The sequence below is a fragment of the Chitinophaga ginsengisoli genome (genome assembly GCF_003014595.1).
Lineage (GTDB): Bacteria > Bacteroidota > Bacteroidia > Chitinophagales > Chitinophagaceae > Chitinophaga > Chitinophaga ginsengisoli.
Genome location: NZ_PYGK01000002.1, coordinates 734940 through 758147, shown reverse-complemented (window position 1 = coordinate 758147; position 23208 = coordinate 734940). Strand labels below are relative to the sequence as shown.

Here is a 23208-nt window from a genome sequence, read left to right as displayed (position 1 = left end):
ACCCATATATGATGATGTTATATGCATCGTATAAATGATATAGTTGGTATAAACTGTCCGACCCCAATGCAATGATAAAAGCCACCGATACCAAAAGTACGGCCAGTAAAACTAAGCCGCAACCATCCTCAGATAAATCTTTCTTTGGGAAAGACGGGGAGAGGAATGCCTTTTTCGGAGAGAAGGAAATGGGGAAAGCGCCATTTTTTGTGCAACGGAAACTGACGGTGGGTCAGCCTGACGACCACTATGAAAAGCAGGCAGACCAGGTGGCGGATAAAGTTGTGCGGGGTATGAACCAGCCGGCTGTTCAGGCGAAGGCTGCTGCACCCGCGGTGAGTACCCTGCATACCAGTCATGCGCCTGCGGCACAGCCGGGCGTACTGCGGATGAAAGAACAGGATGGAAAGGAGGAGTTGGGAGGAGATGAAAAGAAGTTACAACGTAAGCCTGTATTTGATAGCATGGCAGACGGTGATGATCCCATACAGCGGAAGGAGAATGGGGCTGCTGATGCAAAGAGCGGCAGTCATGCGGGAATGGAACAACGGCTGCAAAATTCGAAAGGTAGCGGATCACCGTTACCAGCAGATACACGTACGGCGATGGAGTCGGCGATGGGGGCCGACTTTAGCGGTGTGCGGGTGCACACGGGGAAAGAAGCTGCGTCGTTGAGTAATGATCTGGAGGCACAGGCCTTCACTCATGGTAATGATATTTATTTCAATGAAGGTAAGTTTGACGCCACCAGCAGCAGCGGCAGGCATTTGCTGGCACATGAGCTGACCCATACTGTACAACAGGGGGCAGCGGTGCAGAAGAAGGAGATGCCGGCATCTGAGCGCACGGCTACACCACCTGTGCAAGGTGCGCCTGCAGCTGCACCCGCGGCAACAGCTCCGAAAGGTGTTGCCGTTGCCGGAGAGGTTGTGGACGTGTCGTCTGGTACATTCAATCCTTCCGCATCTTTAAAGGAGGCTATTGCAGGGGCAAAAGATAAAGGTGTGGATGTGAATATCACCGCGGGTAAGATAGCAGGTGCAGGTGTTATAAAAGTGAGAGAGAAAGACGGTGTACTGGAAAGCCTGAAGAATACTTTTCTACCATTGAACATGCCGATGTTCAGCACTGCTGATCCGATGCTCGCCGTGCGTATTGCTAACGGCCAGGTGAGCGGTTTTGCTACTATCGGAAGGAGCAATGCGCCAGAAGCTATTCCACAATGGCTGCGTAAGAATGGAAAAGCCCTTGGCTGGCTGACAGGCATAGATGTAGAAAATGTACTGTCAAAGGCTACCAATACATTTGAAAACGGCGCCTTCACCTTTACGCTCAATGGTATCAAGGTGAAGGTAGGCGGTTTTGCGAATGCGACGATGGACCTGGGCTTTGCGAACATGCAACCTACGGCGCATGTAGTGGCAGATATGAATATTAAAGGAATGGCCCAGGGTAACCTGGACATTACGCTATTGGACGGTAAGATGTCAGGAGAAGGTAGTTTTGGTGTGACTATGGGTGCCGGCGCTTTCTCTGGGAATATAGATGCGAAGTTCATAGACGGCGTACTCGATGTGAAAGGCACAGTAGGTTACCAGGGCGATAAGTTAAGCGGTTCGGTGACCCTGGTGATGACCGACAAGGAAACGGCCGACAACTTCGCAGTAACCGCATTAGGAGGTGTAAAAGCAGAAGATGCCGCGCTGCCTCCGGGAGTACCGGCAGCAACAGGTAAAGGTCCGCGTGGTATAGCTGGTATGGGGAATCTTACTTTCCGCATGACAGATTGGTTTGCAGGTACGGTAGATGTGATTGTAGATGGTAAAGGTTTTGTGACAGTAGTGGGTAAGATCGCTCCTCCGAAAGAAATCCTCTTGTTTGACCAGAAAGATTATCCGAAGGAATTATTCAAGCTGGAAGCACGTGCGGCGTATGGTGTGCCGGTATTGGGTAATGTGTTCGTCTTCGCGAATGTAGGATTAAGCGCCCTGGCGAAAGTAGGGCCGGCGAAGATCCACAAGATAGAGGTAAAAGGCACTTATTCGAATAATCCTGATGTAGCAAAGGATATCACATTGTCCGGTTCCCTGAATATGTCTGCTTATGCAGGCTTACGGCTGCGTGCAGAAGGGGGCGCCGGACTGGAAGTAGCGGATCATGATGTGAAGATTGGTGTAGGCCTGAATGCAGATGCCGGCGTGAAAGGGTATGTAGATGCAAGACCGACCATTGGTTACCGTGATCCGGGAGAGTTCTTCTTTAAAGGCCATATGGAAATAGCGGCGCAGCCGTTCCTGGGATTGAGCGGAGACCTGTTTGTGGAGCTGGATAGCCCGTGGTGGTCGCCGTTGCCGGATAAGAAATGGACCTGGCCGATCGGTTCACTTGAATATCCATTGCCGGGAGAATTTGGTATAGGAGCCGATATAGAACATGTACTGGGATCGCACAAAGTACCAGATATTAAGTTTAGTGAAGCGAAGTTTGATGGCGCTAAATTCATGACAGACCTGGTGAATGACCATGTACCACAAAAGAGTGGTACGGGAGAAAAGGAAAAGCCGGGTACGTTTGTAGACGGAGGCGCTGGTGCTGTTGCACCAGCTGCGGGAACTGCTCCTCCTGCTACAGGCGATAAGTCAGCAGCAGGCGCACCACCAGCAGCAGGCGCTGCGCCTGCCGCCGGAAAAGGTGGCGGCGGTAAGGAAGATGCAGGTAAAGAAAAGCCTGATGAGCTGAAGAACTTTGCCGGTGCGATGCAAAAGCTGAAGGAATTGGAGGCGCATAAGCCGATGACCAAAGCTGAGATCACACTGGCAGTAGAGGATATCAAGAAGCAGTTCAGTACACCGGGCATCAGCTTTGCGGCGCAGGGCAATGATCTGTGGATTGTGAGTGGTGCTATCCAGGGTAAGCCCAATAAGCAGTCTGTGAAAGTGAAGGCAGATATGGCGCCGGGTGAAGAGAAGGAGAAAAAAGAGACGGATAAAGAGAAACAACAAAAACTGAATGCAGGATTGCAGGCATTTGAAAATGTAGAGAAGGATTATCTGACTAACGACAGGATCACACATGAAGAGGCGCAAAAGGTGGCCGCGACCGTAAAAGAGAGCCATAGTGACGTGTTTAAATCGATCACTGTTATTGATGGAGGTGAAACATGGGATTATAACTATATACAGACCAGTAAGAAAGGTGGCCATCGAAAAGACAAAGGAGAGGATGATGGTTATGGTGATGATGAACGGTCGGATAAGAAGAAACGTAACGCCGGAAGACGCCAGCATGTGGATCAGGCGGCAGAAGTAGAACAGGCAGTTGGGTACCAGAATGTTAATAAGCTAGTGCCTACCGTAGCACAAGTGCTGGCGCGGATCGCGGGATCGCGGACCTTTACAGAAAGGTTTGGGACTGTAGTCAGTTTTTCATTCAGAGACAGGCCGACGCCAGCTACGCCTGATCATTATGACAGCCACCTGGGACCCTGGAAAGATCAGATGCGCTATTACGGTACGGTTTGGAATACTGATGGCAAAGTCATCGACATTTCAATTAACTGGAACCATGTGACAGGTGAGATTGGGGATATTCATAAATCCAGCGAAAAGTAATAAAGTAAACAAATACCGTCAACGAAAATAAGCAGTTGAAATAGTATCGAAATGATGATTGACAACACCAAGAATGCAGCAGCCTTACAGGAATACCTTTCCTGGCTGCAAACCGAAATGCGGAAGCGCTTAACCCAGTATTTTGGCGCTGAACCCGGCACTACACCTATGATACCAGATGAAAGTATTCAGCCAGGCAGTTCCTGGCCTGATGCTCCATTGACAAAATTCATCCATGACAACGAGTTGGATAAAGATGCGCAGTTACTGCTTATCATGGCTTTAGCCCCCCATATCAATGCCGTGTTCTTTGAAACGCTTATTCATGAACACCTGGTAGATAAAGGAGATTTCCCCCTGATAGGTTGTGTGAAGGGTACACAGTTCCGTGGATTATTACCTACCGGCGATACCTTTTTGTTCCTGCTGGCAGGTACAGACTTATCTACACGCATCAGCAAAATGCAATTGCTGAGTGAAACCCATCTCTTTGCTAAACGGCAGGTATTGTGGGTGGAAAAGCCGGAAGAAGGAGAACCGGCGATGAGTGGGAAGCTGGTAATGTCGCAGGAGTACATTGACCTGTTCCTGACCGGCACCCATGCGAAACCCCGCTTCGGGAATGATTTCCCGGCAGAAAGCATCACCACTCCTCTGGACTGGCCCGACCTGGTATTGAATGCGCAGACTATGGAACAGCTACATGAACTGAAGAAATGGCTGCGCCTGAAAGATAAACTACGCGCTACGAATAAACGCCTGAAGCCCGGCTACCGCGCATTGTTTTATGGTCCGCCGGGAACAGGTAAGACCTTATCAGCCTGTCTGCTGGGTAAACGTGATCCTGCAGAAGACCCGGATAACATGCAGGAAGACTTTGATGTGTTCCGCATTGACCTGTCGCTGGTAGTATCCAAGTTCATCGGGGAGACGGAGAAAAACCTGTCCCATTTATTTGATAAGGCAGAACATAAGAACTGGATACTTTTCTTCGATGAGGCGGACGCTTTATTCGGAAAGCGTACCAATATCAGGGATGCGCACGATAAATATGCCAACCAGGAGATTGCTTACCTGCTGCAACGTATAGAAAACTATAATGGCCTGGTGATACTGGCATCTAACTTTAAGAACAATATTGACCCCGCCTTCTCAAGGCGTTTTCAGTCTATTATACAATTCCCGATGCCTAACCAGGCAGAACGTCTGCAACTCTGGAAAATGATCCTGCCGGATAATATGATGGAGAAAGAGGGCATACTGGAAAAGGTCTCGGCTACGCATGAGATCTCCGGTGCATCTATCATCAATGTGGCACAGTATTGTTTCCTGAAGAATATGCAGCCGGATGGAAGTATCTCGCCGGTATCTGCTGTTGACCTGGAAGAAGGGCTGATAAGGGAATTTAACAAGGAAGGCAAGATCTATAAGTAATCAGATGATGCATCCGGGGAATGCTTGAATAGCCTTAGCGCTTCATTATAAAATGAGGGAGTTTTTGATTAAATTGACTGCGCTTATTCTCTGGATTTATCAGCTAAAATCTTATATATGAGGCGTTTCCTTCTGCTAATGGTGTCATGTTGTTCATTGGTGTCAGCTACTGTAAATGCACAAACGAAACATCTTCCCCGTATCGCTATTGCCGGTCTGGCGATAGAGTCCAGTACCTTTTCTCCTGCATTAACAAAAGAGGAGGCGTTCCATGCGAGGTATGGGGCGGATGTATTCAATGCTTATCCCTTTTTTGGTGTGGACTCTCCTTTACGTTACCGGGCGGTATGGATACCTGCCCTGATCGGCAAATCTTTACCGGGAGGAGCGGTTACCCGAGAGGCATACGAATCACTGGTGAGACAAACGCTGGATTCATTGAAGAAGAATGCCCCGTATGATGGCCTGTTCTTCGATATTCATGGGGCTATGAGTGTGGTAGGGCTGGATGATCCGGAAGGAGATTTTATTACACGTATCCGGAAAGTGATCGGTAACAAAACAATTATCTCTACCTCTATGGACCTGCATGGCAACGTATCCTGGCGACTGGCAGAGAATACTGACCTGATCACCTGTTACAGGATGGCGCCGCATGAAGATGCTATGGAAACCAAACAGCGGGCAGTGCAGCACCTGCTGCAAAGGATAGAGAGCGGTAAGGGAAAGCCTGCATTTAAAGCCTGGATACCTATTCCTGTGTTGTTGCCGGGAGAAAAGACAAGTACGCGTATAGAGCCTGCAAAGACTGTTTATAAGGCTGTCGCACCTGCGGCTGCACAACCAGGTATCATTGACGCCGCCATCTGGGTGGGATATGCCTGGGCAGATGAGCCGCGTAACCATGCAGTGGTAATGGTGACCGGCGATGATAAACAGAAAGTAACGCATACGGCTGAACAGCTGGCCAAAAGCTTCTGGGATGCCCGTTTCGGTTATACCTTCGTTGCACCTACTGACAATCTGCAGGGCGCGCTGGACAAGGCGATTGCCAGTGCCAAACATCCTTTCTTTATCAGTGATTCCGGCGATAATCCTACTGCCGGTGGTGCTGGTGATGTAACCTGGACTTTAACGGAGATCCTGAAACGAAAGGAATTCCAGTCGGAGAATGGTCCTTCATTGATCTATGCCTCTATTCCCGGTCCTGAGCTGGTGAAAAAGGCGATGGAAGCAGGTGTAGGTGGTCGCGTAGATGCTTATGCCGGTGCTGCCGTGGATGCGCGTTATGCGCCGCCGGTAAGACTGGCTGGTACCGTGGAAGCTATTGAAAAAGGCGATAAGGATGCAGAAGTGGAGGTGGTGGTGAAAGTAGGGAGTGTGCACGTGATTGTTACGCAGAAGCGGAAACCTTATCACAAAGAAAATGACTTTACCAGGTTGGGGTTGAATCCGCGGAAATCAGATATTGTTGTTGTGAAGATCGGGTATCTGGAGCCGGAATTGTATAATATGAGGGCTGATTGGATACTGGCGTTAACACCGGGTGGGGTGGATCAGGACCTGGAACGGCTGCCATATAAGAGAATTCAACGCCCGATGTTTCCGCTGGACAAGAGTATGAAAGAGCCGGATCTTTCGGCGAAGTTGGTGCCTTCGTCAGATAGGCTGAGGGCTTCTTTACACGCTAAGTAGCGCCGGTTTCAGTATGGGATGTCGGTCGGCGCCTCTCTGGAAGGCTATTTAGCGTTGTCAAGCGGGTTGGGGTTGGATATCTATTGGGCAGCATCGGTCGTGTCACCGGAGAGCCGAAGGCCCGCCATTCTCATCTGAAACCGGGTGCTACTTCCGCTGTCGCTGTTGGGGGGTAGGCGGTTTCTTTATTAGTGTTTCTTTGTCTTTTTTTTAGTGTTTTTATGATTTATGCAGGCTTGTGAGGAGGAAATTTAGACGTTCCTTTTGTGGGCCACGCTTTAGGGAGAGGACCTTCGCTTCCGATTCCTTATTTGAAATGTAGGTAATGAGGAAGGCAATCTTATTTAAGAGTGCTTCCACTGTTACATAATCGCCCATATTGAGTCTGATATCGGCTTCTTCAAATAAGAGGTCCGTTAGTACATCTAGTGTGGAATAATGGACGTCCTGTTCCTTAATAAATGCTTCCAGTTCGGCGGTACTCAGGCTGTCGAAGAAGTCTTTCGTGCTGAATTTGGTGGCGGTAAATACCGTATTAATTTCCTGCAGGGCTCTTGCCGGCTCGCTTCTCTTAGCACTTATAACAGCCCTTAAGACCCTGCCTAATTCTTCAATCATCTCCAGGAAATAATCCTTTGGCATAATAACATACTTTATTCTACTGTAAATGTATCGCTTTTCCAGACAGCGTTTTTTATGAAGGCTTTCATGGCAGTGTATGTCACCTTTAATAATTCCCTGTATGTTCCTACGGCTTTTACACCAAACAGAGATGGTGTGAATGACAAGTTTGTTGTAAAGTCGAGAGGAGTGGCAGTATACAATATCCAGATCTTTAACCGCTGGGGACAACTGGTATTTTCGTCCAATAATGCGTCTGTACACTGGGACGGTAAGTTTAAAGGCGAGCTGCAACCAGCAGGATCGTACGTTCATATTGTTACCTATTGTTTCTTTGGACAGGAGAAGGAAAAACTGATGCAGAAAGGAGCCTTTACCCTGATAAGATAATGTGTTATATGTGAACCGGCCATTTTTATGTTTTTAAGCATAGAAATGGCCGGTTTTGTGTTTTATTTCACCGCTGCCAGGTTATCTGCCTGATTTGCATCCGGCAGATAGCAATAGGGGTCAACAGCGACCGTTTTAGGCGGTTTGCTGACGGTAATATTCAGATGGGTCATGGCGCCGGAAAAATGGTGTTTTTCACTGTATATAGGCGTGCTGTGACCATCAAGCTCGCCGGAGGGGACATCAAAGACAGCGATATCTATGTTTTCATCAGGGAACAATGAACGATTATTGTTCCGGTCTGTTTTGTTTATATGCACATTTAGCAGCAGTTTGTATTGTCCGTTTGGTTGCCGTTTACAAGACAATACTTCCACTTTCAATGCATAGACAATGACCTGTTCAAGCCAATCTTTAATAAGCCTTATTTCACTTTCAGACGCATCCTGACATAATTCATTCACCAGGTCATCTGCGCTGGCTTTTACTCCCGGGTAAGCATGTTTGTCCATCAACCGGTGAAGGGCTTTATTCATCCTTTCTTCTCCTACTATTTCTTTTACGCCATACATAGCCAGGCTGCCTTTCTGATAGTGCACAAAAGGCTGCCTGCTGGTCCTGGCTAATGGCAGTTCCTGCTCGTCTGTGTTGCTGAGTGAAAAGTATAGCCGGTTATCGGCCCCCAGGTAATCCCGCATAAACATCTTGCCGAAAGCGTGCTCTATGAGCATGGCTTCTGTGTATTGTGCGAGCGTCTCGGTAAGCAATGCAGCTCCGGGCTGAAATACAGGAGAGAGTTTGTTGGCCCACCATTGATGTGCCACTTCATGGGCAATGATACCATAGGCATGGTTAACCTTATTGCTATCACTGAAATCGCCCAGGAAATTGATATTTTCAGCGCTGAACACTACTCCCGGGTAAGCTGTTGCCGCGCCTTTGTATTCCGGCAGCTCAACAAGCAACAGCTGCGTATGCGGATATGGACCAAAGTGCTGCGAGCAGTAGTCTATGGCATCTTTCATAGCCCGCATCATAACAGGGAGATTGGCCGTTTGTCCGGGGTGAAAGAGAATGCTGAAATCCACACCTTTATAGCTTTCTTTTTTTATGGCATACCTGGCGCTGCTGAGGGCAAACATGTAATTGACAGGTGCACTTGTTTTATAGTGGAAATACTGACGGTTATTGGCTGCCCAGGTCTTTTGCAGCACGCCGGCGGTAACGACGTATTGCCCGCGGGTAGTGGAAACAGTTGTTTCGAAATCAATAAGATGATAGGTACTGTCAGGAGGGGAGGGTTGCGCTTGTTCGGGTAGTCCTTTTGCTCTCCGGGTGGCGTTGTCACTAATTTCAAACCGGTCGTTATACCCGAGGAAGGGAAGGTATTTTTCCAGCTCAATATAAGTGCCGTTAGTGACCACTGTATGCTCGCTATTGAATGGGGTAAAACCTGAACGGATCACTTCCATAGCAAATTGCAGGGTGGTTGTTGCATCTGGCAATAGGGGTGTTTTCAGTTCATACCAGTATTGATGGAATATTTTATCGTGCGTTGTATGGGCAACGCCTGGTAAATAAATGCTACAGAAGGTCACCTCCGGATCTACGCCGACCCAGATCTTTGAAATAGAAACAGAGGAAACATTCCGGAGTTTGAAGCTGCCTTTTACCGTATATTTCCCTTCTTCCGGATATAGGTCTATGTTTGTTTTTACAGCGGTGATGACCGGTTGGGGAAGATCAGCCAATGGTCTGTACCCTTGTTCATAACGTGCCAGCCATTCCAGTTGCGCTTTATTGTTCTTATATCCACCTTCAATATTGGCTTTATAGTAGATAAAGGCACCTGTGAACAGGAAGATGATTAGGGGAACCAGCCATACCAGCTTACACTTCATTTGTCGCCATCTGTTGTTGATATACCGGCTCCTTTGCCAGAGGCTGACAGTCATCAGTGAAAGCAGGGCTGCCAAAGCTGACCAGTACAACATGTACCAGTTAAAAGCATGGGCATAATGGCCGACACCACTCATCGCAGAATAATTCATGCGTGGTGTCTGCGCATAACGGAACAGATAGTGTTCTATTCCAAACTGGCGACCAAATATGATAATGGCTGCTGCCAATAAATTCAGCAACATTCCCAGGTATTTGTTAGGTGTTAATGTCTGAATAAAGAGTGTGAGGATGGTAAACAGGAACAAGGGGAATCCGCTGTAGTAGTATAGCGAGATGTACATTGGTAGGTCAATCTGCCAGTAGCCTTTACAGATCTGCATCACCAATCCAATGGTAATATTGGCAGTGATCAGTATTGCTATCAGTATTCCCAGCGTACTGCATTTCGCCGCCCAGATGGTCATATTGGAAACAGGCGTGCTATATAGCAATGACTGCGTATTGGTACTCCGTTCGCGGCTTGACAGTTCAGCGGTATAGAAAATGATCAGCAACATGGCAGGACGGACCGGCAGCAGTGTATCCACAATGATATTGGTAGCAGGATAGAGTTGAATACCATAGACACCATTCAACAGTGAGTCTTTTAATTCGACGGAGAAAATGAAGATCCACATGGCCACCATTAGTAGGAATGGGATATGTTTAAATACGGATACGGCTTCCAGTCTGAACTGAGCGCAGAAGCTGTTCCAGACATAGGAAAGACCTTCCGGGTGTACCTGCCGTTGCCGGTAGGAGATGGCAGACACCTTTTTTTCCTCTGTTCCGGAACGGATGGCCTTTGCCGGGAGCTGTAGGCGGAATACAAAGGATCTGTAGGTAACAGTCAGCAACAAACAGGAACATGCTGTCCATAGCAGGCGGTTTAGCAGTAATGGGCCGTCAAATGGAAATAGCCGTTGATTACATTGTGTTGTTGACCAGGAACGGGTGTCTCCGAAGAAGATGGATAATCCAAAGGGATCGCTTAATAATGGTAGCAGGCCGGGCGTACTTGTTTTCAGCGCTGAAGTAGCAAAAAAAGGAGAGTTGCCAAGGATGGCGCTGACCATATAGAGGATGTATAATAATACGCCGCTGGCGTAAGTAGCACGAACATCCCTGGTTAATGCTGCTGTGCAAAAGATAACACTGCAAACGAACAGGATATTGGGTATCCCGAAGATAAGCAATGGTTGAATAAAGTAAGCGGGATCAAAGGCACCCAGGCGTGAACTGTCGGCAAATAAAGCGCCCACTAACATTCCCATAATGGAAGCGCAGAGTATAAGTAATACCGTGAACACCAATCCCAGAAACCGGACGGTGAAATAGGGAAAGCGTTTTACTGCTGTTGTGAACAACACTGCATCCATTCCATAGGTAGTATCCCGTAACACGACATTCGCACAAAATAATGTGCTGACGAAAATGGAGAAAAGAGAGAGAATACTGATGATATATGTGATGACATAAGGGGCATTGGCGTGTACATCACTGCCGCCAAAATTGCCATGTACTCCTAATAATCCCAATATAAAAAACAGCAGGACAGCTATCCGAAAGGTCAGCTGCCGGAAATGGTAGCGAATTTCAAATCCAAACAGGGTACTTAACATACAGCACCCTCCTTCCCGGAGCGTTGTGCTCCAAATAATGCAGAGAAATAGACATCTTCCAGACCGGGATGAAAGGGCTCAAATCCCTGATCCGGACATTCACCGGCAAGTACGTGTAATTGTATGCTACCTGCTATTCTGCGGGTGGAAATAATATTGAAGTGTGTCTGGTAGTGCCGGAGTGCATCTTTAGTGACCGTTTTTCGCCAGATCCGTCCTGCGAGGTTATCTGTCAATGCCGCAGGCTTTCCCTGTAAAATGAGCCTCCCGTGAGCCAATACGGCCATCTCCGGACAAAGGTCATGTACATCTTCCACAATATGTGTGGAGAGCAGTACGACTACTTGTTCCCCGATCTCACTGAGCAGGTCATGGAAACGGTTCCGCTCCTGCGGATCCAGGCCGGCGGTAGGTTCATCTACAATGATCAGCTGAGGCGCGCCTAATAACGCCTGTGCAATACCAAACCTTTGCCGCATACCCCCTGATAAAGTACTGACCGCCTGTTTTCTGACTGCATAGAGGTTTGTCTGATGTAAGAGTGCGAGTACCTGTTCTTTCCTTTCTGCTTTATGTAGCAGTCCTTTCATCACGGCAAAGTGGTCCAGTAATGCCATCGCTGATATTTTAGGATAAACGCCGAAATCCTGTGGAAGATATCCCAGCTGGCTTCGTAGTACCTGGGGATGCTGATGTATATCGCTGCCGTCGAATAATATCTGCCCGCTGTCGGGTAACTGCAAGGTAGCCAGTGTGCGCATTAAAGATGATTTACCGGCGCCATTAGGCCCTAACAGTCCAAACATACCATTGGAGATAGCCAGTGAGATGTCGTCCAGCGCTTTGACATTATTGCCGTAACTTTTAGTGAGATGTTTTATCTGTAGTCTGTGCATAGTGGGTGAATATGCCTGCAAGCTAGGTTTGATGGATTGCCTGATCAACTATAGATGAGGAACGCACAGCAAAAGATGATAAACGACTATTATTCGATTATATCGGTTATTGACGACGTACATCACGAAAAACAATGCTTTCGTCATTAATATTTGTGTGGATGCGTGAATAAGTGTTTTTTTATCTGTTGTAGTAATATGAATGAATTAACGAAAAGACAAGCGTGGCTGGTCGGGCATCTGGATGTCTGGCTCTTTGGTGGGATGCTGATATGGATCAGCATACTGGAGTTGCGCCCGGAAAACTGGAAGGCGTTTCTTATGCACGTTGGGATATCAGCCATCATACAAATACCTGCTTTTGTGTTCTCCTGGAACAGGATGCGATGGCTGCAACAGCTGACCAGCAGGCGATATCTGTTGTACTGGCTGTTCAGTTATGGTGTTTGCCTGCCACTTATCACTGCTTTGTGTATTGTATTTAAGCCAGGTGATCGTTCGGTAGGTTCTTTGGTCACAGTCGCTATTTGCTGTATCTCACTTGAATTGATATTGTCAGCATTGGTGTACTACCAGCAGCGGGGCCGCCATGTGGGATGGGTGAATAAGATCAGTCTTGATAAAGCAGTGCTGGTCAGCCTGCTGCTTATTGCTATTACGCTTTCGGTTATGGCGGTATCCAGCATGGATAATCCACGTTATCATACAAAAGAGCAGTTACTGATCGGTTATGAGTTTGACGGATATAAGATCCTTACAAGGCCGGGACTCTTTTTAGGTTTTATTGCACAGTTCATGTTCATGTATTTGTGTGCTTACCTGTTGTATTATATCAACAGCCGTTTCCTGGTGGCGAAGGTGCTGAAGCAAAAAGGGATGGTTATCTACATAATGAGTGTGTTTGCCCTGATGGCTTTTCTTTATCCGGTATTGTCGCAACTATTGGCTGTATTGCCCATCAATAAGTTGCTGGGAGGGATCTTTTCAGAAAACCCGTTTTTACTGGAGAATGCTTTTGGGGGATTGGCAGTTATATTTTTAACCTTACCTATTGTACTGGCGCTGCAATGGGCAAAACAGAACAACCGTATTGTATCGCTGGAAAAGGAGAAGACCCGCGCAGAGCTTGATCTTTTGAAGCAGCAGCTGGACCCTCATTTCTTCTTCAATACATTGAATAACCTGTATGCACTGAGCCTGCAACAATCAAAACAAACGCCGGAAAGCATCCTGCAATTGTCAGAGCTGATGCGGTATGTAATCTATAAAGGGAATGAGGCGACAGTGCCCATCCGGGAGGAAATAAAGTATATAGCCGACTATATGCAGCTACAGCGTATCCGCTCGAAAATACCGCTGGACTTGCAGTTTATTCAGCATATCAGTGATGAGTCCCAACCGGTCGCTCCTATGCTGCTGATCGTTTTTATTGAGAACGCTTTTAAGCATGGTATAGAACCGTCGGATGGTCCGGCATTGTTGCACCTGCAGCTTACCTGTACTGACCGGCAATTGTATTTCAGCTGTGAGAACTCCTTCGAAGGCGGTATTACAAGTGCTACCGGTATAGGACTGGACAACCTGCAGAAACGGCTGGCGCTGTTGTATCCTGGCCGGCATGTCCTGAAAACCGCTGTAAAAAATTATACATTTAAGGCTGAAATGCAACTGGACTTCTCATGAGCTTGCGATGTTTAATAGTGGACGATGAGCCACTGGCACATGATATCATTCTGCGATATATGGAGGATGTTCCCTTTCTGGAGAACTGCGGACAATGCTACAGGGCTACAGAAGTGCCTGATTTCCTTAACAGGCAGGCTATTGATCTGATCTTCCTGGATGTACGCATGCCTAAGCTGAATGGGTTGGATTTCCTGCGAACATTACAGCAGCGTCCACTTGTGATCATTACTTCTGCTTATGAAGAACATGCGCTTGAAAGTTTTGATCTGGATGTATGTGATTACCTGCTCAAGCCTTTCCGCTTTGAGCGCTTCCTGAAGGCCGTTAACCGGGCATTGGCAGATCACACATTAAGGCAGCAGGCTTCCTCAACGGTACCGGTAGTACTGCCAGTTGCTACAGCCGTTCCGGAGAGGATCTACATTAAATCTGATAAGAAACAGATCCTGCTGAATCCCGATGATGTATATTACCTGGAGAGCCTGGGTAACTATGTCAAGGTATGGGATGAACAGCGTTTCCTGCTTACACAGCGAACCCTGAGCAGCTTTGAAAGCCAGCTGCCTGCAGATACCTTCATCCGTATCCATAAATCTTATATCCTCAATAAGAAATTTGTGCGCTATATTGAGGGAAATATCATTAGCCTGAAGAATGGGAAACAGCTACCACTGGGAAAGAATTATAAACATGTGGTGAAGCAGTTACTGAACGGGCTGGGAACCTGAATATTAATCATGCAAATGACGGTGCTTAAAACAGTTGGGCTTTTATCGGTTCAGCAACGGAAACTTTTACTGGCTTACAGCAGGAATAAACAATGTTTTTATTTACCCGGTGGGAAGGTGGATGCAGGAGAATCTGAACGCCAGGCATTATGCCGGGAGATAGCGGAAGAACTGAACGTCAGCATAACCGAACAGGAACTGGTGTATTACACACATGTTACGGCGCCTTGCCTTCGGTGAGAATGAAGGCATTATCATGGAGCAGGACTGCTACTGGTTGCACCGTGATATCGTACCTGAACCGGCAGCAGAAATAGGGGAAGTACGTTTCTTCTCGGTAGCTGATTATTCCAGGCAGGAGGCACAGGCCCCCGGTGTGATCGCCATCCTGCATAAATTGCAGCAGGAAGGTTTCATAGACTAGTTTGCAGGGAACATTTACAAATCTTATAAGTTATGAATTACAGACCATTTAAAGACGTGCAGGTAGCGGAAGTAGGGCTCGGTACCTGGCAACTGGGAAGTGCAGACTGGGGAAATATTGATGAGGAAGAAGCAATAAAGATACTGAAGGCGTATACGGATGCCGGTGGCAATTTTATAGATACTGCGGATGTATATGGGATGGGTGTAAGCGAAACTATTATTGGTAAATTCCTGCAATCAGCTGACAAAGAGCTCTTCGTTGCCACTAAGCTGGGACGAAGGGGAGATGTACCTAATGGCTGGCCACAGAACTTTACTTATGATGCGATGAAGCGCCATGCAGAGGAATCTTTGCAACACCTGGGGCTTTCTCAACTGTTCCTCGAGCAATTGCATTGTATCCCAACGGAGGAGATGCGTTCAGGGAAGGTGTTTGACAACTTGCGGAAATTACAGCAGGAGGGACTGATCCGTTATTTCGGCGCCAGTGTGGAAACTTCGGAAGAAGCGATGATCTGCCTGGAACAGGAAGGATTGGCGTCTTTACAGATCATTTTTAACCTGTTCAGGCAGCATGTGGCGGATGAGGTTTTTGCGAAAGCAAAAGAAAAGGGTGTCGCGCTGATCATACGTGTGCCACTGGCAAGTGGCTTGCTGAGCGGGAAGTTTAAAGAAGATACCGTCTTTGAAGAGAATGATCACCGTAACTACAATGCAAATGGTGAGGCTTTTAATACAGGAGAAACCTTTTCTGGTATTGAATTCAGGGAAGGAGTGAAACTGGCCGGCAGTATCAGGGCGCTATTGCCTGATGAGCACATGGCAGCGTGGGCCATCCGTTGGATACTGGACCATCCTGAAGTAACAACTGTTATTCCAGGCGCATCAAAGATCAGTCAGGTGAATAGTAATGTAGCGGCTTCCGGGTTGCAGCCGTTGTCAGCTGCTGCTCATGCACAGTTGAGAAAGCTGTATGATGAAGAGATTCATAGCAGGATACGGGGACATTATTAACTATCTCATCACTACCTGGTTGTCGTTTTTACGCTTATCTTTACCCTGTACTATTGCTATTGTCATGAGATATAAAACACCTGTGCTAAAGAAAGATCAACCGGACGATTCCTATAAATTCAGGGCATTACCGATACCGACTGGTGCTTATCCATACCGTTTATCTATACAGCGTGTCATTCCGGACATCAGTAACGATAAAATGACCTTTCACCTGGTAGGGGATACAGGCAGCCTGCGCAGCCCTGATTTCCAGGAAAAAGTAGTGGGACAGATGGTCAGGCAGTATCAGCATACCGGTGACCAGCCACAGTTTCTTTATCATCTCGGAGATGTGGTGTACAACCATGGAGAAGCCTCACAGTACCAGCGGCAGTTCTTTGACCCTTATGAACATTATCCCGCACCTATCTTTGCCATAGCAGGCAATCATGACAGCGATGTTAATCCCGATGCAGCGCCCTATAACAGCCTGGATGCCTTCATGACTGTATTTTGTGATACAAGTCCGCATACCGTGGCATTCAGTGGTGGCTCGGAAAGGAAAAGTATGGTGCAGCCCAATGTATATTGGACACTGAATACGCCGCTTGCCAATATCATCGGTATGCACAGTAATGTGCCTAAATTCGGGATCGTTACAGAAGAGCAAAGGAACTGGCTGAAGGAAGAGTTGAAAGCTGCTGACCAGGAACGGCCAGGGAAGGCATTGATACTCTGTATACATCATGCGCCTTATTCTTCAGATATCAACCATGGGTCCAGTATCCCGATGATCACGCTGCTGGAGTCGGTGTTTGAGGAAACGGGTATCAGGCCGGACATCGTTTTCAGCGGCCACGTACACAATTATCAGCGTTTTAAGAGGAGCTACCCAAGCGGAAGACCAGTGTGTTTTATCGTTGCCGGCGGCGGCGGATATGATGAGTTGCATGCGATAGCCTCTCTGGAAGACAAGCGTTTTACCAACGAAAACCCGCTGTTTGATGATGTGGAACTGGAAAGTTATTGCGATGATAAACATGGATTCCTGAAGATCACATTGGAGAGAACTGAGAAGGGATTGCTCCTGACGGGTAATTATTATCCGGTGCCGGACAGCAATACGTCAGGGAATGATGTTATTGCTTCACCGGAAGATACTTTTACAATTGAAATAGGTAAGTAAAGTAGTTGTTATAAAAAGTAAGGGCTGTCCGCTTTAGTTGGAAGCCCTCGTTTATTGTCACTTAACTCAGGAAAAAGGCCAGTAACGATGGCGTCACTTTATCCACCGGGTGGGGCGTGCCTGGTAATACCGCCATCTTTGCATCAGGCAGGGCTTTGTAGGTAGCGATCGTTTCTTCGAGCGTTACCATTTTATCTCTGTCGCCGAGCATAATAAGAGAGGCTGTCTTTATGTCTTTATAATCGTCCGGTTTCAGTGGGTTGTCCTTACCCATTTCCGTTAGCATATCAGCCGTACGTTGCAATACTTCTTTCCAGTCGTTGGGGGCATGCATATCGGCCAGGATGGCTGCAAAATCGGGCACTTTCGCGGTAATAGCCGCGGTATCCAGCATTTTGATCTCTCTGGCGGCGGTTACCTCATCCCAGTGGAATTTGGTACCGAGGGTAATGATCCTGGCTATCTGTTGCGGATGATATTTCGCCAGGTACATGGCTACATAACCTCCCATGCTATAACCAAAGATGGTCAGCTGCTGCAGGTGATGCACCTGTATGTATTCCAGCGCAGCCTCCGCAAAGAGTTTAATGGAAAATGGGGCTTCCGGCAGTTCCTTTCCCCCATGACCAGGAAAATCAAAAAGATGCACTTCGTACTGTGCTGACAGTTGTGCCGCTATTGCCCTTAACTGACGGGATGCACCAATGGCGCCGTGGAGTATTAACAAGGATGGTTTCATGTAATGAAGTTAATAGATTTTGTTCTAACTGCTTCAAAAACAACCGAAAAGGTGTTTTCGCACTTCAGGCAATATGTTAAGATTAATATAAAAGAAATTTATATATTTGTTGCTATTAATTATTAAACCTATATACCTAAAATCCCCTACACATGGAACAACAGTACAGCCCTTCGGGCACTGTAATTAAAAGCCCCGCATTGACATTTCACGGTGACGGAGGTACTTATTTTGGCATTCTTATTTTAAACTGGCTACTGACAACCGTAACACTTGGCTTGTATTATCCCTGGGCAAAAGCGAAGAAATTACAATATCTCTATTCATCCACAGAACTGGATGGTTCCCGCCTTGCCTGGAATGGTACGGGTAAAGAGATGTTCAAAGGATTTCTGAAAGCTATGGGGCTTTTCATTGCGGTGATCATTCTTGTGCAGGTATTTGCTTACCTCAAGCTGCCTATCGTAGGCGTGCTGTTTTACCTGGCTTTCCTGGCCTTTGTTGTGCCAGCGGCGATCCACGGTGCAAACCGTTACCACTGGTCCAGAACATCCTGGAGAGGCATCCGTTTTGGTTACCGTGGCGACAGGAAAACATTTATGAAGTTGTTTCTGAAAGAGATAGGACTGACGATCGTTACTTTTGGTATCTATGGCGCCTGGGCTGCAATCAATATCCGTAATTATCTGCTGAGCAACATCCGTTTCGGCAGCGGCGAATTCCGTTATAATGGTAATGGCAGTGATTTCTTCTTTATGAACCTGAAAGGGTATTTCCTGTCTATCATCACATTCGGTATCTATTCCTTCTGGTGGCAGGCTGACATCTTCCGTTATTATGTTGATAATCTGCGCCTCGTGCAGGGTGATAAGACTTTCACATTCCGTTCTACAGCTTCGGGTGGAAATTTCGCCGGACTGATGATCGTCAATTTCATCCTTCTTATTTTTACATTCGGTATTGCTTTTGCCTGGGTACAGACACGTACAGTGGAATTCCTGTTATCAAATGTTGAAATAGTAGGAGATATCGAGCTGTCGGAACTGGCGCAGACAGAAGAAGAATACAGAAATGCAACAGGCGAGGATCTCGTGGATATGTTTGATCTGAGTATTATCTAATAACAATATGTACAAGGGACTGTATTACAATCACCAGGTAGCAAAGGCCATTCCTGTCAATGTGCAGGTATTCGAAGCGAGTCTGTTGCTGGACTATACTCTGGAGGGCATGCCTCCTGAGCAACTGCGATGGTTCTTTAGCGAGATATCTGTACAGGTAAGCGACCGCAATTTTATCCGTATTATGTATACTGGAGAAGGCGGTGGTACCCTGGAGGTGAATGACCCGGTTTTTGTAAAAGAGTTCCTTAAAAATTATAAACACATACGCGGTGCCGGTTTGCAAGACCTGGCACTGCGTGGTGGTTATAAAGTAGGCCTGATTGCCCTGGCAGTACTCATCGGTATTGTGCTGGCAACCCATTTCTTTATACTGCCCTGGGTTGCCGACAAGGTGGTTGATCAGCTACCCCGGTCTTTTGATAAACAGATCGGTATTGCTGCCCGTAACAGTATGCAGGAGAAGATTGACACAGCAGGTAGTGCGCTGCTGACACAGTTTGCTGCACAAATGAAGTGGGATACGTCTGATTCTCTTGTATTCACGCTGGTGCCCAGTGATATTGAGAATGCCTATGCGCTTCCAGGTGGTTATGTGATGGTATATACGGGCTTATTGAAGAAACTACATACAAAAGAGGAACTGGCAGCATTGTTATCCCATGAGGTGGCGCATGTTACCCGCCGTCACTCAGTTCGTAAATTATGCCGGGATATGAGCACCAGCCTGCTGGTGTCGGTACTGATCAGTGACGTTGGTGGGATAGCAGGTACGTTATACGCTAATGCAAGTGCTGTTTATAGTCTTACCTATTCCCGTAAGTATGAGGAACAGGCGGATATCACTGGTCTGGAAACCATGCGCCGGAACCAGATAGATCAGCAGGGAATGGTGAAGCTGATGCAGGAATTGAAGAAACTGGACCACCAGTTAAAGATACCTGAGTTTATCAGCACGCACCCGCTGACTGAAAATCGTATCAGCTACGTACAGCAGGATATTAAAGCCCATCCTGCCAGCGCGAGGAATAATGAAAAGATGGAGGAGATATTCAGGCAGTTACATCAGCGGTACCATGAGTGATCCGCGGGTATACTCCTTACTCAAATCCTTCGTTTGCCTCTATAGCAGAACGATTGCCAACATATGCTTTCCCCCAGTTATTTAATGACTCGAATACCGGCTCAAGTTGTGTACCCAGTTCCGTCAATGTATATTCCACACGAGGTGGGATCTCCGGATAGCTCGTCCTCGTAACAATACCGTCGTTTTCCAGCTCCCGCAGCTGTGCAGCAAGCGTTTTTTCGGATATATCCAGCAATGATTTGTGTATGCTGGAGAACCTGACGTTGCCACCGTTCCTTAGCGCTTTATAGATCTTCAGCTTCCATTTCCCGCCTATTATTGACAATGCAGCTTCCAATGCACAATCTGCATTGGGATTGGAATTGCAGTCTAATGTCATTTTTCTGTTATAAGCCATAAAACCGTTTTTTAAAAAAGCCCCAAAGCAGGTAAAACCAACCCTGATCCCACTTACTTACCCTGGTGTAAGCTCTTTATAGAAACCTGATTGGTGCTTTCCTTTGCACAAAATTAGTGAGTTTATGAATAGGAACATTTTGATCACCGGAGGTACTTCCGGTATTGGAGAGGGAATAGCACGGCATTTCTATTCCATCGGATGGCAGGTTTTGGTAACAGGTAGAAATAAAGAGAAACTGGCTGCTTTGGCGAATGAGTTGCCGGGGCTGCATGCATTGGCATACGATACGCAGGTAGAAGGCGATGAGCAGCAACTACTGGAATTCATCCGCCTGAACTGGAGCGGTAGGCTGGACGTACTTATCAATAACGCGGGACATGTGGAACTGACCCCGCTGAAAGGTATCAATAGCAGGTCAATGGAAGCCATGTACCGGACGCATGTGATCGCTCCCACATTGCTCACTTCCGGTTGTCTCGATTTCCTGGCGGCTACCAAAGGGCATGTCATCAACATCAGCAGCAGTCATGGTATTAAGGTATATCCGGAGATCAGCGCTTATGCGGCCGCGAAAGCAGGTATCAATATGCTCACAAAAACCTGGGCGCTGGAACTGGCCCCGCTGGGAATCCGCGTAAATGCAGTGGCGCCCGGGCCTACGAATACACCTGTGCTGGCTAACGCAGGACTGCCATTGGAAATCATTCAGGCCATCCACGAAAATGAAAGGACCTCCATTCCGTTGCAAAGGAGAGGAGATGTAACAGATATCGTGGCGCATGTTGCTATGCTGGCGACGACGGATTCCACGTGGGTGACAGGTGTGATACTACCTGTTGACGGCGGACTTTCTATTTCCTGATTGTGATACTTGTTATAAAGTAAGGGCCCCTCTGGAATGAGGGGCCCTTACTTTTTTATCTGTAATATCCATGTCCGTGATAATGATGATAATGAGGACGGGAATGATAGTATCCAGGTCTGTCGCGGACAACCAGGCAGCTGCTCAATCCGGAAATAAGTATGGCTGTTATGGCGAAATATTTAAAAGCTTTCATGTTGTGAAGTTTATTAGCGTGATGAATGTTGAGTTAAGCGTCTGCAGTCCGTTTAAACTTCTTTTCAGCTTTAATAATGACAAAACTATGCCAGACCCTGTTATGAACTGTTATTTACTGTTAACGCCCGCAATGCGCTTTAAATCACCAAACCGGCTATCATATTTAATGATCTCTTGATTTAAATTTAACACCCGCAACTTTTGCCGATGTATACCTTTGCGGCGCACTTGTCACTTCCATCTTCCTATATGCGGCCAAGCTTTGCGTTACCATAATAATTTTAATATGATGTTCAAGAATGACAAAAAAAGAATGTTGCTGAAACAGGTTACCTGTACCGGATTGCTGGTGGCGATGGCCGGCTGTTTTACCAATGCTGCACTGGCACAGTCAACGCACGTTAGTCCGTGGGCGCCTACGGAGCTTAATAACATACCGCCGGTTGCCAGCCTGAAAGGTGGTATTTGGTTAAAAGGGGACCTGCATCTGCACTCCCGGCATAGTAAGGAATCTTCCAATAACCCTATTGCAAAGATCATCGCCTTTTCCAAAGCGGCAGGTGTTGATTATATCTGTATCACCGATCACGATAATCACGTGGATGGAGATGTGGCGCATAATACATGGGCGGATCCTGAATTCAAATCAGATTCGGTATTGTTGCTGTACGGTGCAGAGTGGACAACGACGCGCGGACATGGTAACGTATTTTCCGCTAAACCATACGATCATCAGCGTTTGTATGATGTGCGTGATCAGCGCGACATTGTGATAGGCGCCGTAAAGAAAGAATTAGGTGTTCATCTGTCAGCCAATCATCCCAGTGGTAAAGATCATTTCGGGTATTCCTATGATATGATCGAATCCATAGAAGTATGGAACTCCGCTATCTGGTCCAAGAATGAGAATGCGATCATGATCTGGGACGACATGCTTTCATCCGGCCGTAAACTAACCGGCAGGGGAGGAAGTGATGCGCATCATGGCACACCAGATACACCCGATAAAGCAACGAAGAACAGTGTACAGGCAACCGCCAACTATGTAGGCACACCTACCACCTGGGTATATGCTACCGCCAGAACTCCCCAGGCAGTTGTGGATGCATTGACGAACGGCAGGGTATCTGTGAGCGCAAATCCGTATGCTCCCCGTGTTGAATTCTATGCAGATCTCGATCAGGATGGTAAGATGGATATGATGATGGGAGATAATACCAAACCGACGGGAAAACCTGTTAAATTCCGCATACAGCTGACAGGAAATACCGTTCCAGGAGAGACTTATACAATCAGTGTCGTGAAGAATGGCAATAAATTCGATACCTTAAAAGTAACAGGTAAAACCCCGGTTGCCGAGTTTACCGATACGCCGGCTACCTTGGGCAGAACTTACTACCGTGTGACGGTGGAGGGACCAGGTACGCCTTACCCGCAGGTGCCTGAGTCTATGAAGCTGAGTGGAAATATGGTGGGGCTGTCTAATCCGATCTTCTTCAATTTTGATCCTAACTTCTAAGAATATTATCAGAAAGTAAAAAGCAGCCCGCCGGTAGGTGGACTGCTTTT

General features: G+C 47.1%; 20 protein-coding genes. 14 read left to right on the top strand and 6 right to left on the bottom strand.

From position 1 onward, the window contains the following. Positions 1-71: 71 nt before the first annotated feature. From CLV42_RS07635 to CLV42_RS07625, 3 genes are all read left to right on the top strand, one after another. Complete coding sequence (locus CLV42_RS07635; protein WP_106601293.1) at positions 72-3611, top strand: eCIS core domain-containing protein; 3540 nt, start codon at positions 72-74, stop codon at positions 3609-3611. 51 nt (positions 3612-3662) lie between these two features. Then, positions 3663-5045, top strand: a complete 1383-nt coding sequence (locus tag CLV42_RS07630) for an ATP-binding protein (protein ID WP_211303402.1) — start codon at positions 3663-3665, stop codon at positions 5043-5045. A 117-nt stretch (positions 5046-5162) separates the two neighbouring features. Then, the gene (locus CLV42_RS07625; RefSeq protein WP_106601292.1) at positions 5163-6740 is read left to right on the top strand and encodes a M81 family metallopeptidase; all 1578 of its coding nucleotides are present in this window, start codon (positions 5163-5165) and stop codon (positions 6738-6740) included. Positions 6741-6959: 219 nt separating this feature from the next. On the opposite strand, the gene CLV42_RS07620 is transcribed toward CLV42_RS07625, so the two are convergent. Beyond that, positions 6960-7382, bottom strand: coding sequence for a hypothetical protein (locus tag CLV42_RS07620; RefSeq protein ID WP_106601291.1), 423 nt, complete (start codon positions 7380-7382; stop codon positions 6960-6962). Positions 7383-7436: 54 nt separating this feature from the next. On the opposite strand from CLV42_RS07620, the gene CLV42_RS07615 reads away from it, so the two are divergent. Further along, a complete protein-coding gene (locus CLV42_RS07615) occupies positions 7437-7751 on the top strand; it encodes a gliding motility-associated C-terminal domain-containing protein (RefSeq protein WP_106601290.1) in 315 nt (104 codons plus the stop codon). A gap of 62 nt (positions 7752-7813) precedes the next feature. Here the strand turns inward: CLV42_RS07615 and CLV42_RS07610 are convergent, their stop codons facing one another. After that, positions 7814-11314, bottom strand: coding sequence for an ABC transporter permease/M1 family aminopeptidase (locus tag CLV42_RS07610; protein ID WP_106601289.1), 3501 nt, complete (start codon positions 11312-11314; stop codon positions 7814-7816). Next, positions 11308-12210: an ABC transporter ATP-binding protein gene (locus tag CLV42_RS07605; RefSeq protein WP_106601288.1), complete on the bottom strand. Its 903-nt coding sequence runs from the start codon at positions 12208-12210 to the stop codon at positions 11308-11310. Before CLV42_RS07605 ends, CLV42_RS07610 begins: the two co-directional genes overlap by 7 nt. A gap of 198 nt (positions 12211-12408) precedes the next feature. Here CLV42_RS07605 and CLV42_RS07600 point away from each other — a divergent pair, with 198 nt between their 5' ends. The 6 genes from CLV42_RS07600 to CLV42_RS07580 are packed head-to-tail and all read left to right on the top strand — an operon-like array spanning position 12409 to position 17232. After that, on the top strand, positions 12409-13893 hold the full coding sequence (locus tag CLV42_RS07600; RefSeq protein WP_106601287.1) for a sensor histidine kinase: 1485 nt from the start codon (positions 12409-12411) through the stop codon (positions 13891-13893). Further along, positions 13890-14624: a LytR/AlgR family response regulator transcription factor gene (locus CLV42_RS07595; RefSeq protein ID WP_106601286.1), complete on the top strand. Its 735-nt coding sequence runs from the start codon at positions 13890-13892 to the stop codon at positions 14622-14624. The genes CLV42_RS07600 and CLV42_RS07595 overlap by 4 nt, the downstream gene beginning before the upstream one ends. A gap of 15 nt (positions 14625-14639) precedes the next feature. Further along, on the top strand, positions 14640-14864 hold the full coding sequence (locus CLV42_RS34150) for an NUDIX domain-containing protein (RefSeq protein ID WP_211303401.1): 225 nt from the start codon (positions 14640-14642) through the stop codon (positions 14862-14864). Then, the gene (locus tag CLV42_RS34145) at positions 14839-15048 is read left to right on the top strand and encodes an NUDIX hydrolase (RefSeq protein ID WP_211303400.1); all 210 of its coding nucleotides are present in this window, start codon (positions 14839-14841) and stop codon (positions 15046-15048) included. The genes CLV42_RS34150 and CLV42_RS34145 overlap by 26 nt, the downstream gene beginning before the upstream one ends. A 32-nt stretch (positions 15049-15080) precedes the next feature. After that, positions 15081-16064 carry an aldo/keto reductase gene (locus tag CLV42_RS07585; RefSeq protein WP_106601285.1) on the top strand — a complete coding sequence of 328 codons (984 nt, stop codon included), beginning with the start codon at positions 15081-15083 and terminating at the stop codon, positions 16062-16064. Then, entirely contained in the window at positions 16027-17232 is a 1206-nt protein-coding gene (locus CLV42_RS07580) for a metallophosphoesterase family protein (protein ID WP_245901538.1), read from the top strand. The genes CLV42_RS07585 and CLV42_RS07580 overlap by 38 nt, the downstream gene beginning before the upstream one ends. A 61-nt stretch (positions 17233-17293) precedes the next feature. Here the strand turns inward: CLV42_RS07580 and CLV42_RS07575 are convergent, their stop codons facing one another. After that, positions 17294-17971, bottom strand: coding sequence for an alpha/beta fold hydrolase (locus CLV42_RS07575; protein WP_106601283.1), 678 nt, complete (start codon positions 17969-17971; stop codon positions 17294-17296). Positions 17972-18123: 152 nt separating this feature from the next. Between CLV42_RS07575 and CLV42_RS07570 the strand changes: the two genes are divergently transcribed. Beyond that, positions 18124-19092 carry a YjgN family protein gene (locus tag CLV42_RS07570; RefSeq protein ID WP_106601282.1) on the top strand — a complete coding sequence of 323 codons (969 nt, stop codon included), beginning with the start codon at positions 18124-18126 and terminating at the stop codon, positions 19090-19092. Positions 19093-19099: 7 nt separating this feature from the next. Next, positions 19100-20176: a M48 family metallopeptidase gene (locus tag CLV42_RS07565; RefSeq protein WP_106601281.1), complete on the top strand. Its 1077-nt coding sequence runs from the start codon at positions 19100-19102 to the stop codon at positions 20174-20176. 16 nt (positions 20177-20192) lie between these two features. Here the strand turns inward: CLV42_RS07565 and CLV42_RS07560 are convergent, their stop codons facing one another. Beyond that, on the bottom strand, positions 20193-20576 hold the full coding sequence (locus CLV42_RS07560; protein ID WP_106601280.1) for a winged helix-turn-helix transcriptional regulator: 384 nt from the start codon (positions 20574-20576) through the stop codon (positions 20193-20195). 124 nt (positions 20577-20700) lie between these two features. Here CLV42_RS07560 and CLV42_RS07555 point away from each other — a divergent pair, with 124 nt between their 5' ends. Further along, positions 20701-21441 (top strand): SDR family NAD(P)-dependent oxidoreductase, encoded by a 741-nt coding sequence (locus CLV42_RS07555; RefSeq protein ID WP_106601279.1) that lies wholly within the window; start codon positions 20701-20703, stop codon positions 21439-21441. Positions 21442-21496: 55 nt separating this feature from the next. Here CLV42_RS07555 and CLV42_RS33850 read toward each other — a convergent pair whose 3' ends face one another. Further along, entirely contained in the window at positions 21497-21637 is a 141-nt protein-coding gene (locus CLV42_RS33850; RefSeq protein WP_170117426.1) for a hypothetical protein, read from the bottom strand. 288 nt (positions 21638-21925) lie between these two features. On the opposite strand from CLV42_RS33850, the gene CLV42_RS07545 reads away from it, so the two are divergent. Continuing rightward, positions 21926-23158, top strand: coding sequence for a CehA/McbA family metallohydrolase (locus CLV42_RS07545; protein WP_245901536.1), 1233 nt, complete (start codon positions 21926-21928; stop codon positions 23156-23158). The last annotated feature ends 50 nt before the right edge of the window (positions 23159-23208 follow it).

Excerpts from the sequence above, each read along its gene's own strand:
- CLV42_RS33850 (WP_170117426.1), bottom strand. The coding sequence starts at position 21,637 with ATGAAAGCTTTTAAATATTTCGCCATAACAGCCATACTTATTTCCGGA.
- CLV42_RS07605 (WP_106601288.1), bottom strand. The coding sequence starts at position 12,210 with ATGCACAGACTACAGATAAAACATCTCACTAAAAGTTACGGCAATAAT.
- CLV42_RS07595 (WP_106601286.1), top strand. The coding sequence starts at position 13,890 with ATGAGCTTGCGATGTTTAATAGTGGACGATGAGCCACTGGCACATGAT.
- CLV42_RS07570 (WP_106601282.1), top strand. The coding sequence starts at position 18,124 with ATGGAACAACAGTACAGCCCTTCGGGCACTGTAATTAAAAGCCCCGCA.
- CLV42_RS07565 (WP_106601281.1), top strand. The coding sequence starts at position 19,100 with ATGTACAAGGGACTGTATTACAATCACCAGGTAGCAAAGGCCATTCCT.
- CLV42_RS07615 (WP_106601290.1), top strand. The coding sequence starts at position 7,437 with ATGAAGGCTTTCATGGCAGTGTATGTCACCTTTAATAATTCCCTGTAT.
- CLV42_RS07580 (WP_245901538.1), top strand. The coding sequence starts at position 16,027 with ATGAAGAGATTCATAGCAGGATACGGGGACATTATTAACTATCTCATC.
- CLV42_RS34150 (WP_211303401.1), top strand. The coding sequence starts at position 14,640 with ATGACGGTGCTTAAAACAGTTGGGCTTTTATCGGTTCAGCAACGGAAA.
- CLV42_RS34145 (WP_211303400.1), top strand. The coding sequence starts at position 14,839 with ATGTTACGGCGCCTTGCCTTCGGTGAGAATGAAGGCATTATCATGGAG.
- CLV42_RS07585 (WP_106601285.1), top strand. The coding sequence starts at position 15,081 with ATGAATTACAGACCATTTAAAGACGTGCAGGTAGCGGAAGTAGGGCTC.
- CLV42_RS07575 (WP_106601283.1), bottom strand. The coding sequence starts at position 17,971 with ATGAAACCATCCTTGTTAATACTCCACGGCGCCATTGGTGCATCCCGT.
- CLV42_RS07600 (WP_106601287.1), top strand. The coding sequence starts at position 12,409 with ATGAATGAATTAACGAAAAGACAAGCGTGGCTGGTCGGGCATCTGGAT.
- CLV42_RS07555 (WP_106601279.1), top strand. The coding sequence starts at position 20,701 with ATGAATAGGAACATTTTGATCACCGGAGGTACTTCCGGTATTGGAGAG.
- CLV42_RS07630 (WP_211303402.1), top strand. The coding sequence starts at position 3,663 with ATGATGATTGACAACACCAAGAATGCAGCAGCCTTACAGGAATACCTT.
- CLV42_RS07635 (WP_106601293.1), top strand. The coding sequence starts at position 72 with ATGATAAAAGCCACCGATACCAAAAGTACGGCCAGTAAAACTAAGCCG.
- CLV42_RS07625 (WP_106601292.1), top strand. The coding sequence starts at position 5,163 with ATGAGGCGTTTCCTTCTGCTAATGGTGTCATGTTGTTCATTGGTGTCA.
- CLV42_RS07620 (WP_106601291.1), bottom strand. The coding sequence starts at position 7,382 with ATGCCAAAGGATTATTTCCTGGAGATGATTGAAGAATTAGGCAGGGTC.
- CLV42_RS07545 (WP_245901536.1), top strand. The coding sequence starts at position 21,926 with ATGATGTTCAAGAATGACAAAAAAAGAATGTTGCTGAAACAGGTTACC.
- CLV42_RS07610 (WP_106601289.1), bottom strand. The coding sequence starts at position 11,314 with ATGTTAAGTACCCTGTTTGGATTTGAAATTCGCTACCATTTCCGGCAG.
- CLV42_RS07560 (WP_106601280.1), bottom strand. The coding sequence starts at position 20,576 with ATGGCTTATAACAGAAAAATGACATTAGACTGCAATTCCAATCCCAAT.